This window comes from Rhizobium sp. YIM 134829 (assembly GCF_046546455.1).
The window spans coordinates 865,680-882,111 of sequence record NZ_JBKHKI010000001.1 but is presented as its reverse complement, the minus strand read 5'-3'; the positions used below and the strand labels follow the sequence as shown (position 1 = coordinate 882,111).

The following is a 16,432-nucleotide window of genomic DNA, read 5'->3' as shown; positions in this document are numbered from 1 at the left end:
CGAGCGGGGACATGGGCGACCTCACCGGGTCGCCAGCATCTTCATCATCTGCTCGATATCGACCGAGGCCAGGCCGAAATTGCGGTCGGTCAAGGCTTTCAGCTTCTCCGCCGTCAGCGCGACCGTCTGACGGATCTGATCCGGCGTATGCTCGCTGGTGATGAAGAAGCGCAGGCGGGCGAGACCTTCCGGCACGGCCGGGTGGATGATCGGCAGGGCGTTGACGCCGGCCGCGAGCAGATCGTTCGACAGCTGCACGGCCCGCAGCGAATCGCCGACCAGCACCGGCACGACCGAGAAGCCGGCGCTGAGCCCCGTATCGAGACCCGCTTCCTGCGCAAGCTTCAGGAACAGCGCCCCGTTCTGTCGCAAGGCTGCCGCGCGCTCGGGTTCCTTCTCCAGGATATCGAAGCTGGCAATGGCCGCCGCGGTCAGGACCGGCGCCAGGCCGACGCTATAAACGAAGCCGCCGGCAGAAGCCTTCATGACTGCGGCGAGCGCTGCACTGCCGGCCACATAGCCGCCGCAGCTGGAGGTGGTCTTGGAGAGCGTGCCCATCCAGATATCGACTTCTTTCGGGTCGAAACCGAAATGCTCGAAGGTGCCGCGGCCACGCCGGCCGAGAATGCCGAGCGAATGCGCTTCGTCCACCATCAGCCAGAAACCGTATTCGGCCTTGAGCTTCAGGATCGCCGGCAGGTTGGCGACATCGCCATCCATGGAATAGACGCCTTCGACGATCACCAGAATCCGGCGATAATCACCAGCCACCGTACGCAGGACGTTTTCGAGATCATTGGCGTCGTTGTGCTTGAACAAGCGGCGCGTGGCGCCGGAGAGCTTCATGCCGGCCAGAGCGCTGTTGTGGATGAACTCGTCATGGACGACGAGATCCTTTGGCCCGAGCAGGCAGCTGATTGCCGCGACATTGGTCAGGTACCCGCTGACGAAACAGACCGCGGCATCGACGCCGTAGAACTGCGCGATTCGCTCCTCGAGCTCGGCATGGACCGGGCGCTCGCCCGCCACCAGCCGGCTGGCCGAGGCGGAGATGCCGAAGCTGGTGATCGTGTCATGGGCCTGGGCCAGCACGTGGGGATGACGATTGAGGCCCAGATAGTCGTAGGAGGCGAAGTTGATCAACTTGCGCCCGTCGATCACCGTCGTCGCGCCGGCGGCGGTCTGGTGGGCGCGATAGAAGGGATTGGCGATGCCGAGCTGCTGGCTGGCGGCCTGCTGGGTCAAGACCTGCTTATATTCCGGCAGGTCCTCGAAGCTGAGCTGGGTACGGCGCACCGGTGCAGGCACCTCCCGCTCGGAGCGGGCGATGCGGTTGCGTTCGGCCGACTGATGCGCATTGCGCATCCGATCGAGCAGGTTTTCCTTGGCGCGCGTGTTCATCCGCGGGCCGTCGGTTTGGCCCTCATTGCTGCTCATTGGCTCGCCACTTTCTCCGACGCACTTGCCTGGTGGCGTTGCGCCAGCTCGTTCACGATCTTGTCCTCGCCGCCATCTTCCTCTCCGCCCTGGTCGCGCTTGCTCACCTTTTCATAGAGCTTGCGGGCCACGTCGCCGACGGTCGTCGTGTCGGCCACACCGGAGAGCGGCATGTCGAAACCGGTATTCTGCTGGAAGCTGATCCCAAGTTCCACAGCCATGAGACTGTCGAGACCGATTTCCTTCAGCACCTTGTTTCGAGAGATCGTATCCTTGGAAACGCGCAGGATTGCGGCGATTTCGCCGGCAACCAGATCGTAAAGCAAATCTTCCGCTTCCTGCGGCGATTTGCCCTCGATCATGGCGACCAGATCCATCGTCTGGCCGTCGCCGCCACTTGCATGCTGATCGGCACCGCGCAGCGCCACCTCGAACAGCGGCTGGCGGACGATCGACAGGTTGCGCGCCGCGGCCCAGTCGAATTCCGAGAGCATGACGACGCCGGCATCAACGCTGCCTGGGTCGGCAGCGATGATGGCCTCCACCTGTTCAAGCGCGGCCTGCGCCTTCAGCGCCGTCTTGCCGATGCGCTTGGCGAGGATGTCGTTCACCTCGGCGTTCTGGGTCAGGTAGCCGGCATCGGCAATGGCGCCGAAGCCGATGGCAAGCGCCGGAAGGCCTGCCGCGCGGCGCGCCCGCGCCAGGCCCTCGAGATAGCCGTTGGCGGCCACATAGTTGGCCTGGCCGGGATTGCCGACCAGAGTCGTCGCCGAGGAGAAGAGGATGAAGTGCTCCAGGCTGTCGCCGCGCGTCAGTCGGTCGAGCACGCTCGCCCCCTTGGCCTTGACGTCGATGACCGGCCGGTTTCGCTCCGCGTCGAGATTGCTGATCAGCGCATCGTCGAGCACCATCGCCGCATGGATCACGCCCTTGAGCGGACCTGCCTGGCGCAGGCTTTCGAGCAGCGCCGAAGCGGCCGCCTCGTCGGTCACGTCGCAGGCATGCAGGGTGGTGGTAACGTTGAGCTTCTCCCAGCGGCCGATCGCGGCAAGCGTCGCCGCGTCTGCCTGGCCCCGCCGCGTCGCGAGTGCCAACCGCCGGGCGCCGCGTTCCACCAGCCAATTGGCGGCGGAGAGGCCGAAGCCACCGATGCCGCCGACGACCAGATGCACACCCTCGCCATCCAGCGCCACCCGCTTGCGCGGCCGCTCGGCCACGCTGTCGCGGCCGGGCACCGGCGGCAGAACGACGATTTTGCCGATATGGCCGGCATTCTGCATCAGCCGGAAGGCATTGCCGATCTCGTCGTGCGCGAAGGCGCGATAGGGCAGCGGCACCAGCCGACCCTCTTCGAACAGCTGGCCGACCTCGCTGAAGATCCGCTTGGTCAGGGCCGGCTGGCGCACCAGCAACTGGTCCGCGTCAATGCCGAAATAGCTCACATTGCGGCGGAAGGGGCGCAGGCCGATCTTGCTGTCGGCGAAATAGTCGCGCTTGCCGAGTTCCAGGAAGCGGCCGAAGGGTTTGACCAGCGCCAGGCTCTGCTCCATCGCTTCCGCGAAGAGCGAGTTCAGCACGAGATCGACGCCCTCGCCATCGGTCACGCGCCGAACATCCTCGACGAAGGAAAGCGTGCGCGAATCGAAGACGTGGTCGGCGCCGAGCATGGAGAGGAAGCGGCGCTTCTCCCGCGTGCCAGCGGTGGCGATGACCGTCGCGCCGAAGAGTTTTGCGACCTGAAGGGCTGCGAGGCCTACACCGCCTGCCGCGCCATGGATCAGGATCGTCTCGCCCGCACGGATGCGGCCGAGCTCGACCATGGCATAATAGGCGGTCAGGAAGGCAACCGGCATGGTGGCGGCGGCGATCGGGCTCACCGATTCCGGCAGGCGGGCCACGCCCTCGCGCGCCACGACCGCATGGGTCGAAAAGGCGGCCGAGGCCATTGCCATCACCGAATCGCCAATGGCGAGATCCTCCACCGCGCTGCCGACGGCGGCGACATGGCCGGACAGCTCCATGCCGATCGTCGCGCCGGCAAAGCCGTCCTCCAGCGCTTCTTCCGGCAGAAGGCCCATGGCCCACATCACGTCGCGGAAGTTGAGACCGGTGGCGGCGACCTTGACGACCACTTCGTTGGGCCCGGGCTGCGGCAGGGCACAGGCTTCCCAGGCGATGGAATTGACCTGCGAAGCGACCCGCTGGCGGATCGTTGCCGCCTCGAAATGCGTCGTGCTGCGCAGCGCCGCCTCGGCCGGACCAGGCACGGCACGCAGTTCGAGCGTCGTGCCGTCTTCGGTCATCGCCCATTCGCGGTTGGCGTCGAGCGTGGCCAGCAGGTCGGTCGCGGCGGCGATGCTGCGAGCCGTGGCAGCCGGCGTGTCGAGTGCGCTGTCGAGCAGGATCACATCCAGCAGATCATATTCGTTCTGCAGAACGCGGGCGAAGGTCCAGAGACCGGAATTGAGCGGCGAAACCCCGCCCTTCGGCGCGCCGCCGGGGGCGACGATCACCAGACGCGGCCGCTCGTCACCCGAGGGCTCGCTTGCATGATGATGGCGCAGCGTCTCGGCGAGCGCAGAGAGCGAGAGAACCCGCTCCTGCAACGCGGCGGAGCCTCCCTCGGTCTCTGGCGAGAGATAGACGGCGCGCAGGGGACGGCCGTGCAGGGCCTGCAGTGCCGAACTGAACCGTTGCCTGTCGGCATCGAGCGCGCCGCTGAGCACGACTGGCTTTGTTGAAGGGTCGAGGCCGGCAGCATCCAGTTTCGAAGGGCCGAGCAGCAGAACCGGTGCGCCCGTCGCATCCGCGGCCTCGTCCAGTCCAGCCGGCTGGCTTGCCTCGCCACCATGGGCCTCGAGCGCGATGACCGTGCCGAAGGTCGTTTCCCGGTCCTCCACCGCGATTGCGGAGAGACCGAGATCGCCCAGGCACTTCTGCCACTGAGGAACGGTTGCCAGGCGGCCGATCGGGAATTCCGGGCTTTGGCTGCGGGCAAACCAGTCGTCCGTCAGACCCAGCGTGAAGTCGCTGAAGACGGTCGGAGCCGAGATGACCGCGAGCAGCGCGCCGCCGGGGCGCAAGCCGTTGCGCACCGCACCGCGCAGCACCGTGTCCTCATCCATCAAAGCGAAGAAGTGGTCGGACCCGCTGACGACAAGATCGATCGGCCCGATGGTCTTGAAGGCGTCCTTCTTGAGGACGCGAACCTGGGCATCATGCTCGAAGGTCAGCTCGAGATTGCGCTGCGCATTCTCGCGCGGCTCGACGAGCGTCAGGACCGCACCATGCTTGGCCGCGAGTGCCGCGAGGCGACGGGTAAAGGCCGGCGAGACCGTGCCGAGCTCGACAAGGCGCAGCCCGGTGCCGCTGGCGGCCTCGAGGGCCCGTTCCACCGCGCTCAGCAACGCGCTCATCCGGTCCTCGGTCGCGGCCGAATGAACGGCCTGATGATCGAGCGTCGCTTCGCTGATGAAGGCCGGCCGACGCAGGCTGCCATCGTCATCGACAAGCCCGCTTTCGGCGGCAAGCGAATGGGCAAGCCGATCGAGCGCTTCCGCATAGGCATTGTTGATCAGCACGGCTTCGACCGCGCGGCCGCTGGCTTCGCCAATCAGTTCCTTGAGGATCTCGCTGACCGGAGGCAGGGAGAACTCGTCGGCGATCGTCCAGCCACCGGCCTTCTGCTCGGCAAGACCGGCATCTTCCAGCACAATCAGGCAATTGGTCAGGAAGCAGCGGAACGAAAAGTCGCCCGGCAGAGCACGGGTGTCGACGCGCGTCCCGCCCTTGGCAAGCCGAAGGGCGATCTCGTGGCAGGCGCGGTAGACGGCGGCATTGAAGAGTAGCGTGGTGTTGTCGATCCCCTCGCCGGCATCGGCGGGAAGCAGCGGCCGCGGCAGGGCGGCGGAAACTGCCCGCGCGACGAGGGAACGCTCGGAGCGCACGGACTCGTAGTGGAAGGACAGCATGTCCAGCGTCTTGTGCTGGCGCAGATAGGTCCGCCGGAAACGGCAGTCGTCGAAGGCGGCGATCAGCCGGCCGCCGCTGCCGAAGAAGCGGAACTTCGCCTTGATCGAGTTCGGGCTGACCCGCTCGATCTCTGCCACCGCCCGTTCGATCGTCTCGCCAACCGCGGCGAGGCGCACCGAGCCGAAGCGCACGGGGATATAGGGCGCGCCGCCGACTTCGCCGGTGAAGCGATCATAGAGCGCGACGAGCCCGTGGAAGGTCGCATCGACCGAGACCGGGTTCAGGCTGTAGCTAACGAAGGGATGGCCAGGCGCCGAGGGCGCCTTGAGCTCGACATCGACGAAGCGGTCGCCATAGGCAGTGGCCTTGGTCATCAGCTGGAAGTCCGGACCATAATCCAGTCCGAACTGCCGGGCCGTCTCATAGGCCTTTGGCGCCAGAACCGTCGCCGTGCGAACCAGGCCCACGAAGGAGGGCTTGAGATGATCGTCGGACCGGGCGACCGGCTTGCGGCTGCGGGCAACCGCATTCACCGCCCAGTCATCCTCCGAAAGCCGTTCGCGCGAGCGGATCTCGATGTCGCCGGTCTCTGGCGAGAAGACCACCGAGAGTTCCATGATGCGGCTGTCGCTGAGCTCCAGCGGACGCACGATCTCAAGATTGGTGATCTCCACCTCGTCCACGCCGTGAAACTGGCGGGCCGCCGATATGGCGATCTCGATAAAGCCGCTTCCCGGCAGGATCGGCTTGCCGTCCACCACATGCTGGGCAAGGTCGGGGAAGAGATGGGCGTCGATATGGTTCTTCCAGCTGCCGCTGTTGAGATCGGTGCGCCATCCCGCCAGCGTATAGGGTGTGCGCGCCCCGCGGCCGAAGAGATCGGCAGCATCGCTGGTGGTGGCCGGCCGCAGTTCCGTCGGCTCAAAGGGAAGCGTCGGCAGACGCACGAAGGCGTTGCGGCGGCCGAAGAGCCGGCTCTCGTCAAAGGCGGCACCATGGGCGATCGCCCGCGCCATCGACCGGGAGACCGGGTCGATGCCCTTGTCTCCGGCATCGCGCAGAAGAGTCGGGATCACCTGGCCGGGTGCGGCGGCCTGCTTCACCGTTTCCTTCAGATAGGAGGAAAGGATGGGGCGCGGCGAAACTTCGATGAAGAGCGAGCAGCCGAGCGCCAGGGCTGCCTCGGTGGCGGCCTGGAAGCGGACAGGCTCGCGCACATTCTTCCACCAATAGTCGGAATCGAGGCTTGCCCCGTCCAGCCGCTCGCCGGTGACGGTCGAGAGGAAGGCGATCTCGGTGCTGCGCGGCGACAGCGCCGGAATATCGGCGAGGAAGGCTTTCTTCGCCTGGTCGATGATCGGGTGGTGGAAGGGGTAGTTGATGTCGAGGATCTGCGCCGGGATCTTGGCCTTGCGGGCCGCATCGCGGAAGGCGGATACCTCCGGCGCCGGGCCGGAGATCGTCACGGAATTATGGGCATTGACCGCGGCAATGCAGATGGAGTCGAGGCCGCGGGCGTGGGCGAAGTCGCGCGCCGCATCCTCACCGATCATCACGGCGGCCATGGTGCCCTGGCCGGCGAGCAGATCCTGGTGCAGCGAGCGCTTGGCAACGATCGCCACCGCATCGACCAGCGACAGGGCGCCTGCAGCGTAAGCGGCTGCGATTTCGCCCACCGAGTGGCCGAAGACGGCAGCCGGCTTGACGCCCATGGCCACCAGCGAATCCGACAGCGCTGCCTGCACGGCGAAGAGCAGCGGCTGGGCGATCTTGGTGTCGGCGAGCTTCCGGTCAAGCTCCGGATCGGTCAGAAGCTCGATCAGGTCGAGTTCGGAATGGAAGCGGAAGAGGGCGGCCACCGACGTGAAACACTGGCGGAAATGCAGGTTCTCGCGGAAGGCATCGACGCCCATGCCGGCCCATTGCGAGCCATTGCCCGAGAAGACGAAGGCGACCTTGGCATCCTTGGCCGCGGCTTCGCCGACCTCGCCAATGTCGGAGGCCGGCTTTTCGAGATGCGCGGCGATGGCGCGGACGATGTCTTCCGGGTTCTCGCTGCGTGCCACGAACCGGTGGCGCATGCGGGTGCGGTTGGCGCCCGAGGCCGAGATGATGGTGCGGGCTTCCTCGCGCGAGGTCTTGGCAAAAGTCGATCGATAGGACTTCAGCAGGCCTTCGAGGCTGGAGGCCGTATGGGCGCTGGCCATGAAGACATGGGTGGTAGCGCTGTTGCGGGCGCGTTCCTCGACCGGATCCGGATCGGAGATCACCACATGGGCATTGGCGCCGCCGAAGCCGAAGGAATTGATGCCGGCAAGACGCGCGCGCTTGCCGCGCAGCAGCTCGATCGGATTGGCCGTCACGCGCACATTCAGCCCGTCGAAGTCGATATTCTCGTTCGGCGTTTCGAAATGCAGCGAGGCGGGGAGGTAGTTGTTTTCCAGCGCCATCACGGCTTTCAGCATGCCGAACAGGCCCGAGGCCGGCTCGGTGTGGCCGATATTGGACTTGATCGAGCCGATCGGAACAGGCGCATTGCGGCGCGCGCCGATCACCGTGCCGATCGACCAGACTTCGGCGGGATCGCCCACCTTTGTGCCGGTGCCATGGCCTTCGACGAAGGCGACATGGTTGGCATCGAGACGATTGCCCTCATATATATCGCGCAGCAGATTGGCCTGCGCCTCACGCGACGGCAGAGAAATCCCGTTGGTGCGTCCGGCGGAATTGACGCCGGAGGCGATGATCTTGGCGTAGCTGCGATCCTTCTCCTGCTTGGCGCGGTCGGAGCGGCGCAGCACGAAGACGACGCCGCCTTCAGCGCGCACATAGCCTGCCCCGTCATTGTCATAGGCGCGGCAGAGGCCCTCCGGGGACAGCATGCGGGCCTGGGCAAAGCCGACGAAGGGCAGCGGATGGGCCAGGATGTTCACGCCACCGACGATCGCCGTCTCGATCTCGCCGGTTTCCAGCGCGCGCATCGCCTGGTCGAGCGCGACCAGCGAGGAGGAGCAGGCGGTATCGACCGTCATCGACGGGCCCGACAGGCCGAAACTGTGCGAGATGCGGTTGGAGACGATCGACAGCGTGTTGCCGGTCATGAAATAGGGGCCCGCAGCTGCAGGATCCTCGACCGTCAGATTGGCATGGTCGAGGCTGGAGGCGCCGATATAGACGCCGACCTTCTCGGCCTGCAGCGCCGGGATCGAGAGATTTGCATCCTCGATGGCGCGGTAGGCGAGCTGCAGCAGCACGCGCTGCTGCGGATCCATATACATGGCCTCGCGCTGCGACATGCCGAAGACGGCGGGGTCGAAATCATAGATGCTGTCGAGCACACCGGCAGCAAAGCTGTAGGTCTTGCCCGGGTTGCCGATCACGGGGTGCCAAAAGCGCGCCAGGTCCCAGCGATCCGAGGGGATGCGGGTGACCATGCTTTTTCCCTGCCGCAGAAGGCGGAAGAGAGCCTGGGGCGAATTGGCGCCGGGTGCGACACAAGCGCGCCCTATGATGTCTGCTGTCATATGTACCGAACGCTCTGAACTGCTCTAGGGATTAGTCTGCCAATTGCATTGGCGCCATCAAAAATCAATCGGAACCTTCGCACCCGTCGGCTGGCATGATGCGTCTGTGACAATTATGCGCACGATTCTGCCAATCTTTCCGGTGCCTGCTAGCGTAAGGAACACGATCAGAAAGCCATGCAAAAACAATTACCGCAACAGAGCGTAACGGACGCGAGCATAAAGTAAGACATAGCGTACGCATTCATGACATTGACCGCTGCAATGCCGCAGAAACGAGCAGATTCTACTGTTCCCGGGCCTCAATTTGCTCGATCTTGCGGCGTCTCTGCGCACGGCTTCGCCAAGCACCGGAACCATCTTTGCCCCCAGTCGTTCGGCGCAAACGGCGGAAAGTGATTCTCGAAGGGAGACTGGATCATGCCACAGGGCGACAAGTCGGCCTATACCGACAAGCAGAAGCGGAAAGCTGCGCATATCGAGGCAGGCTATGAAAATCGCGGCGTTCCCGAAAAGGAGGCCGAGGCGCGCGCCTGGGCAACCGTCAACAAGGAAAGCGGCGGCGGCAACAAATCAGGCTCCGGACGAGGCAAGGCAGACACGAAGGAGGCCTCCAGAAAGGGTGGCGAAAAGGGCGGCAAAGCATCCGCCTCCCGCAGTGCCGCGGAGCGCTCTGCCTCGGCCAAGAAGGCGGCTGCCACCCGCAAGCGCAACGAGAGCCACGCGGCGCACTGATGGAGCGCGCCGACCACCCCAGGCAGTGGCTGCTTGCCGCCAGCGGATCCATGCCGAACAATCCCCGCCTGCCGGTGCTGCTTCATCACATCGCACTGCCGGCGGGCGATCCCGCGAGCGCCTTGGAAGACCGCTTTGCAAAGCACGGTTGGCAGGGCCTCTGGCGCAATGGCGTCTTCTCCTATCACCATTATCACAGCGGCGCGCATGAGGTGCTGGGCGTGGCACGCGGCACAGCAGAGCTGCTGATTGGGGGCGAGGAGGGGGTGCGCTTGTCGGTTGTCGCGGGCGATGTCCTGATCCTGCCGGCTGGAACCGCGCACAAGAACCTCGGCCACTCCGCCGATTTTCTCGTAATCGGCGGCTATCCGCCGGGGCAACGAGCCGAGATCGAAACAGGACCGCCCAGTAAGGCGGACCTCCGGCGGATTGCGGATCTCGATCTCCCGGCAGAGGACCCTGTCGAAGGATCGGCTGGGTCTCTCGTCCGATTGTGGCAGGCAGCCAAGTCAGGCTGACAGGCTGCGGCTCAGACTAGATCGTCACCTGCTCGCCCAGTTCCACCACCCGGTTGGCGGGCAGGCGGAAATAGTCGGACGGGTCGATCCCGATGCCTGAAAGCGCGATATAGAGCTTGTCCTGCCAGTTCGGCAGGCCGGAATTCGGATCGCTGATCAGATTCCTGCGGCCGACATAGAAGGAGGTCTGCATGATTTCGAACTTGAAGCCTGCCTTCTTGCAGAGCGCCAACGCCTTCGAGACATTCTGATCATCCATGAAGCCGAAGGTGATTTCCAGCCGAATGAAACGGTCCGAGAGGCGCGTGAGTTCGATGCGCTGAGACGGCGGCACATAAGGCACGTCCGCCGTCTTGATCGTCAGCACGACGTTCTGCTCGTGGAGCACGTGGTTGTGCTTGATATTGTGCAGCAGCACGGCCGGGGTCTTGTCTGGCACGCTGGTCAGGAACACCGCCGTGCCGGGGACAGCCGCCGGCGCGTGGTCGGACTTCTTCTCGATCGAGGCGATGAAGGTCGAGAGCGGTATATCGTTGCGTGCCGTCTTTTCCCGCAGGATCTGCGAGCCACGCCGCCAGGTCCACATGATGATCATGATCGCCGCAGCCAACAGGACCGGCACCCAGCCGCCATCATGAATCTTGAGCAAGTTCGCGCCGAGGAACACAGCTTCGAGAAGCAGCAGCGGCAAGAGAACGGCAGCAGACGCCATTGCGCTCCAGCCCCAGACGGAGCGCAGGAACTGGAAGGCCATGAGCGTCGTCACCACCATCGCGCCGGTGACGGAGATGCCATAGGCGGTGGCAAGCGATTCCGAATCGCCGAAGGTGAAGATCAGCACCATCACGCCGACGAAAAGGAGGGTGTTGACGGCCGGGACATAGATTTGCCCCGTATTGGTCTCGGAGGTGAAGGTGATCTGCAGCCGGGGGAGGAAGCCAAGATGCACGGCCTGGCGAGCCAGCGAGAAGGCGCCGGTGATCACCGCCTGGCTCGCAATGATCGTCGCCGCGGTCGCCAGAAGCACGATCGGCAGCAGTGCCCAGTCGGGATACATCAGATAGAAGGGATTTTCCGCCGCTTCGCGATTGGCGAGCACGAAGGCGCCCTGGCCGAGATAATTCAGCGCCAGCGACGGGAAGACCAGGATGAACCAGGCCCACTGGATCGGCTTGCGGCCGAAATGGCCGAGATCGGCATAAAGCGCTTCCGCGCCGGTGACGGTGAGGAACACCGCACCGAGCACCACCAGCCCGACGAAGCCGGCATGGGTGATGAACCAGAGCGCCTTCATCGGATTGAGCGCCTGGAGAATCGTCAAATCATCGCCGATATGGAGCAGCCCGCCCCAGGCCATGGCCAAGAACCAGAGCACCGTGATCGGCCCGAAGAAATTGGAAACGGCCGCCGTGCCACGCGACTGGACGACGAAGAGCAGGACCATGATCGCGGCGGAAATGGGCAGCACATAGTCCGCCAGGGCCGGCGTCACCAGCTTCAAGCCTTCCACCGCCGACATGACCGAAAGCGCCGGCGTGATCATCGCGTCGCCGATGAAGAGCGCCGCGCCGATGATGCCGGCAAAGAAGAGCACCGGCATGTAGCGCCCCGTGCGCTTCATCAAGAGCGCCAGCAGCGACAGCGTGCCGCCTTCGCCGTCATTGTCGGCTCGGAGCAGGAAGAGCACATATTTGAAGGTGACGATGATGGTGAGCGTCCAGACCATCAGCGAGATCAGCCCGACCACCTCGTCATGGCTGACGCCATCATGGGAGAAGGGGCGCAGCGCCTCGCGGAAGGCATAGAGCGGGCTTGTGCCGATATCGCCATAGACGACGCCGATCGAGCCGAGCAGAAGCCCGAGGAATTTTGGCCTGCTTGCCGGGTCGCGGGCGGAATGGTCGGCGGTGGCGGTCATGGCGTCAGGCTGTTCCTTTGGCGGATCGGGGCAAGGCGGGTCAAATGAGAGTTCTTTACGCCCATGACGACCCGGCAGATGCGCAAGGCCAAGCCCCGCCCGCCTGCCGGGGCGAGAGCCGTTCCCCAGGTCACGCCATCGATACAGGCAAGGTTGCCCGGGAATCAAGTGAGCACATGCTTGGCACGCGGGGTCACGAAGTATCGAAGCCACCGGCGTCGGAGAGTAGGCCCCGCCGCTTCGCCGCAGGGCCTAGGGATCGCGGTGGTCAAGCCGGCGCGATTCGCCAGTTCGATCCTCGCTTGATGATGAAAGCGAGCGACGCCTCCAGCGAAGGACGCGGCGCCCGATGTCGAACCCGTTCAGTCCGAACCGAAAAGGTCGCGCGTGTAGACCTTCTCGCTCACGTCCTTGAGCTCCGCCGTAAAGCGGTTGGCGACGATGACGTCGCAGGTCTGCTTGAAGGTGTCGAGATCGCGGATCAGGGGCGAGTTGAAGAAATCATCGCCCTGCAGAGCCGGTTCGAAGACCACCACCTCGACACCCTTGGCCTTAATGCGCTTCATGATGCCTTGGATCGAGGAATCGCGGAAATTGTCCGATCCCGCCTTCATCACCAGCCGGTAGACGCCGACGCGCTTCGGCTTGCGGCGCAGGATGCTGTCCGCGATGAAGTCCTTGCGCATGGTGTTGGCCGAGACGATGGCGCCGATGAGAGATTGCGGTACCCTGTGGTAGTTGGCAAGCAGCTGCTTCGTGTCCTTCGGCAGGCAGTAGCCGCCATAGCCGAAGGAGGGGTTGTTGTAATGCGTGCCGATGCGCGGATCGAGGCCGACGCCGTCGATGATTTGCCGCGAATTCAGCCCATGGCTCTCCGCATAGGTGTCGAGCTCGTTGAAATAGGCGACACGCATGGCGAGATAGGTGTTGGAAAACAGCTTGATCGCCTCTGCCTCGCTGGAATCGGTCAGCAGTACCTTGATGTCGGTTTTCTGCGCGCCTTCGACCAGAAGATCGGCAAAGATCTGCGCCCGGTCCGAGCGCTCGCCGACGACGATGCGGGAGGGGTGGAGGTTGTCGTAGAGCGCCTTGCCCTCGCGCAGGAACTCGGGCGAGAAGATGATGTTGTCGCGGCCGAGCTGCGCGCGCAGGCCCTGCGTATAGCCGACCGGAATGGTCGACTTGATGACGATGGTCGCCTCCGGGTTGATGCGGAAGACCTCGTTGATCGCCGCTTCCACCGACCGTGTGTCGAAGTGGTTGGTCACAGGATCGTAATTGGTCGGGGTGGCGATAATGACGTAGCTTGCGTCCTTGTAAGCCTCCTCCGTGCTGTTGGTGGCCGTGAAGTTCAGCTTGCGCGTCAGAAAGTCGGAGACCTCCGCGTCGACGATCGGCGACTTCCCGGCATTGAGCAATTTCACCTTGTCGGCACTGGTGTCGTAGGCCTTCACTTCGTGATGCTGCGCAAGGAGCAACGCATTCGAAATGCCAACATAGCCCAGACCGGCAACTGCTACTTTCATCGTGGACTCTCAATTTTAGGTTTCAAAGGCGGTCGAACGAGGCCGGAGTTCAATCTCTGATTGCTTCAGTGCGCAAAATGCCATGATCTGGTCGGGCCCGCAAGCCGCAGGCTGATCTGGCAGATATGCACCCGGCGCCCACTGAAGGGGAGGTGGAACACGAGGGCGCGCCGATCGGGGGGAGTGAGCAGTCGGGCGCGAACGACTATGCATCTCCAAGTTCGACCCGAGCGTCAAGGCGCTTCTCCCCTCGGGCGCAAACGCCTGGCTCCCACGTCCCCTTGGGCGTTCTCTTCACGCCACGAACTGCCAGCGGACGCCGAGGTGGTCGGACCTGTTGCCCATGGCTAACTAAAACGCGAAATCAGCATCTTGGTGCGCTGCTTTGCTCCGGGAGCCGGCCGACGCCGTTCAAAGCCTGTTCCCTGTCATCGTTCTGTCATGGTCTCATCACCGCAACGTCATGGAAGCTTCGTAACGCTCTGCTCCGTCATCGACGCCTCGCTATCAGGGAGCTTCCTCATGCGTGCAATCCTCTTTGCCCTCGCAGCCACCACCTCACTGGCGGGCGCCGCCTCGGCCGCGACCGTCCTGCCGCTCGATCGTGCGACGATCCTCAGCGGTTCCCCCTTCGACTTCAAGATCGAGCTGAAGTCCGTCGTCAAGCCGGAAGACGTCAAGATCACCATCAACGGTCAGGACTATACGGCCGTGCTCGGCGGCAAGGCGGACTTCGTCGCCGAAGAAAAGGACAAGGACGACAAGGTGCTCGGCTCCGCCCTGATCCTGCGTCACGTCACGATCGACAAGGCCGGCAGCTACAAGGTCGAAGTCTCGGCGGGCGAGGAGAAGAAGGCTGTGACCTGGACCGTCTACGCGACGCCGGCAACGCCTAAGGTCAAGAACGTGATCTTCCTGCTCGGCGATGGCCTGTCGGTTGCCCATCGCACCGCCGCCCGCATCATGTCCAAGGGCATGACCGAAGGTAAAGCGAATGGCCGTCTGGCGATCGACGATCTCGACCACCTTGCCTTCGTCGGCACCTCGGCGACCAACTCGATCGCAACCGACTCCGCCAACACCATGTCGGCCTACATGACCGGCCACAAGACGGCGATCAACGCGCTCGGCGTCTATGCGGACCGCACGCCGTCGAGCCTTGACGACCCGAAGGTCGAGACCATCGCCGAAGCCCTGCGCCGCACGACCAAGAAGTCGATCGGCATCATCTCCACCGCGGAAATCGAAGATGCGACGCCCGCTGCCGTTGTCGCCCATACCCGTCGCCGCGCCGACAAGGCCGAAATCGTCGGCATGCTCTTTGACGTCAAGCCCGACGTCGTGCTGGGCGGCGGCTCGGCCTATTTCCTGGGCAAGGACGTTCCCGGCTCCAAGCGCAAGGACGACAAGGACTATATCAAGCTGTTCCAGGATGCCGGCTATGCGCTGGCCACCGACAAGGACGAGCTTGCCAAGGCTGCCGGCACCAATACCGGCAAGATCCTCGGTCTCTTCCACACCGGCAACATGGACGTTGCCCTCGACCGCCTGCAGCTGAAGAAGGGCACGGTCAGCAAGTTCCCCAACCAGCCCGGCCTTGTCGAGATGACGAAGACCGCGCTCGACAGCCTGTCCAAGAACCCGGAAGGCTTCTTCCTGATGGTCGAGGGCGCTTCGATCGACAAGATGAGCCACCCGCTGGACTGGGAACGCGCCGTGTTCGACACGATCGAGTTCGACAAGGCCGTCGCTGCTGCCGTCGAGTTCCAGAAGGCGCATCCCGACACGCTGATCGTCGCGACCGGCGACCACACGCATGGTGTGTCGCTGATCGGCACGATCGACGATACGAAGGATGTTACAGAAGGCCGCCAACGCGTTGGCACCTATGAACAGGCCGGCTTCCCGAACTACGAGGACAAGGATGGCGACGGCTATCCCGACAGCGTCGCCGTCTCCAAGCATCTCGCCATCTTCGCCAATAACGGTCCGGACCATTACGAGACCTTCAAGCCGAAGCTTGATGGCCCGTTCGAGCCGGCCGTGAAGAACGACAAGGGTGAGTATGTCGCCAACCCGGCCTATAAGGACGTTCCGGGTGCCGTCTTCGTGGAAGGCAATCTGCCGCGCGACCAGGACACCGGCGTTCATGCCGTCGATGACGTCGTGCTGCAGTCGACGGGCCCCGGCGCCGAGGAGTTCAAGGGCTATATGGAAGAGAGCGATATCTATCGCGTTCTCGTTGACGCCCTGGCAATCGCCCCGGCAAAGTAAGACACGCGAACAAGGGTCTGCGGGCGGTAGGACCGCGCGCGGACCCTTCTCTGAAGGGAGCAACCCCCGATGTCCCGAGCCTCCAACCTACGTCGCCGCCACATCCTACAGGCGTTCGCCGCGCTTCCGCTTGTCGCCGCCCTGCCGGCCCGCGCCGCCGAGAGCCTCGGCTTCAATGAGCTCTATGGCAAGGTCAGCGTTCTCGGCTTAAGTTTTTCCGACAAGGTCAAGACGCTCGCTGGTCAGCGAGTGACGGTAAATGGCTTCATGGCACCGCCGCTGAAGGCCGAAGCGCAATTTTTCGTTCTGACGGAAATCCCGATGGCGCTCTGCCCTTTCTGCTCATCCGACGCCGACTGGCCGGACAATATCATCGTCGTCTATCTGAACGAGCGGCAGACCTTTGGCCCGCCCGGCGAGCCCATCTCGGTCACCGGCGCGCTGGACATGGGGTCCTGGACCGACCCCGAGACCGGCTTCGTCAGCCGGCTGAGGCTGAGGAATGCTTCGTTCCAGGTCGGCTGAGGG

Annotated in this window: 8 protein-coding genes; 4 read left to right on the top strand and 4 right to left on the bottom strand. The window is 64.1% G+C overall.

Features of this window, described 5'->3' with window-relative positions:
• Window positions 1–21: 21 nt before the first annotated feature.
• The gene (locus ACLE20_RS04275; protein ID WP_410938978.1) at window positions 22–1,437 is read right to left on the bottom strand and encodes an aminotransferase class I/II-fold pyridoxal phosphate-dependent enzyme; all 1,416 of its coding nucleotides are present in this window, start codon (window positions 1,435–1,437) and stop codon (window positions 22–24) included.
• Complete coding sequence (locus ACLE20_RS04270; protein ID WP_410938977.1) at window positions 1,434–8,933, bottom strand: SDR family NAD(P)-dependent oxidoreductase; 7,500 nt, start codon at window positions 8,931–8,933, stop codon at window positions 1,434–1,436. The genes ACLE20_RS04275 and ACLE20_RS04270 overlap by 4 nt, the downstream gene beginning before the upstream one ends.
• Before the next feature lie 420 nt (window positions 8,934–9,353).
• Between ACLE20_RS04270 and ACLE20_RS04265 the strand changes: the two genes are divergently transcribed.
• A complete protein-coding gene (locus ACLE20_RS04265; protein WP_410938976.1) occupies window positions 9,354–9,668 on the top strand; it encodes a plasmid stabilization protein in 315 nt (104 codons plus the stop codon).
• Window positions 9,668–10,186, top strand: a complete 519-nt coding sequence (locus tag ACLE20_RS04260; protein WP_410938975.1) for a cupin — start codon at window positions 9,668–9,670, stop codon at window positions 10,184–10,186. The genes ACLE20_RS04265 and ACLE20_RS04260 overlap by 1 nt, the downstream gene beginning before the upstream one ends.
• 16 nt (window positions 10,187–10,202) lie before the next feature.
• On the opposite strand, the gene ACLE20_RS04255 is transcribed toward ACLE20_RS04260, so the two are convergent.
• A complete protein-coding gene (locus tag ACLE20_RS04255; RefSeq protein ID WP_410938974.1) occupies window positions 10,203–12,104 on the bottom strand; it encodes a potassium transporter Kup in 1,902 nt (633 codons plus the stop codon).
• Window positions 12,105–12,466: 362 nt separating this feature from the next.
• Window positions 12,467–13,630: a nucleotide sugar dehydrogenase gene (locus tag ACLE20_RS04250; protein WP_410938973.1), complete on the bottom strand. Its 1,164-nt coding sequence runs from the start codon at window positions 13,628–13,630 to the stop codon at window positions 12,467–12,469.
• Between the two features lie 522 nt (window positions 13,631–14,152).
• On the opposite strand from ACLE20_RS04250, the gene ACLE20_RS04245 reads away from it, so the two are divergent.
• Window positions 14,153–15,904 carry an alkaline phosphatase gene (locus tag ACLE20_RS04245; protein ID WP_410938972.1) on the top strand — a complete coding sequence of 584 codons (1,752 nt, stop codon included), beginning with the start codon at window positions 14,153–14,155 and terminating at the stop codon, window positions 15,902–15,904.
• Window positions 15,905–15,973: 69 nt separating this feature from the next.
• Complete coding sequence (locus ACLE20_RS04240; protein ID WP_410938971.1) at window positions 15,974–16,429, top strand: hypothetical protein; 456 nt, start codon at window positions 15,974–15,976, stop codon at window positions 16,427–16,429.
• The last annotated feature ends 3 nt before the right edge of the window (window positions 16,430–16,432 follow it).

Bases quoted from the DNA above. Each gene is read 5' to 3' on its own strand.
- ACLE20_RS04245 (WP_410938972.1), top strand. From the start codon at position 14,153: ATGCGTGCAATCCTCTTTGCCCTCGCAGCCACCACCTCACTGGCGGGC.
- ACLE20_RS04275 (WP_410938978.1), bottom strand. From the start codon at position 1,437: ATGAGCAGCAATGAGGGCCAAACCGACGGCCCGCGGATGAACACGCGC.
- ACLE20_RS04265 (WP_410938976.1), top strand. From the start codon at position 9,354: ATGCCACAGGGCGACAAGTCGGCCTATACCGACAAGCAGAAGCGGAAA.
- ACLE20_RS04240 (WP_410938971.1), top strand. From the start codon at position 15,974: ATGTCCCGAGCCTCCAACCTACGTCGCCGCCACATCCTACAGGCGTTC.
- ACLE20_RS04250 (WP_410938973.1), bottom strand. From the start codon at position 13,630: ATGAAAGTAGCAGTTGCCGGTCTGGGCTATGTTGGCATTTCGAATGCG.
- ACLE20_RS04270 (WP_410938977.1), bottom strand. From the start codon at position 8,933: ATGACAGCAGACATCATAGGGCGCGCTTGTGTCGCACCCGGCGCCAAT.
- ACLE20_RS04255 (WP_410938974.1), bottom strand. From the start codon at position 12,104: ATGACCGCCACCGCCGACCATTCCGCCCGCGACCCGGCAAGCAGGCCA.
- ACLE20_RS04260 (WP_410938975.1), top strand. From the start codon at position 9,668: ATGGAGCGCGCCGACCACCCCAGGCAGTGGCTGCTTGCCGCCAGCGGA.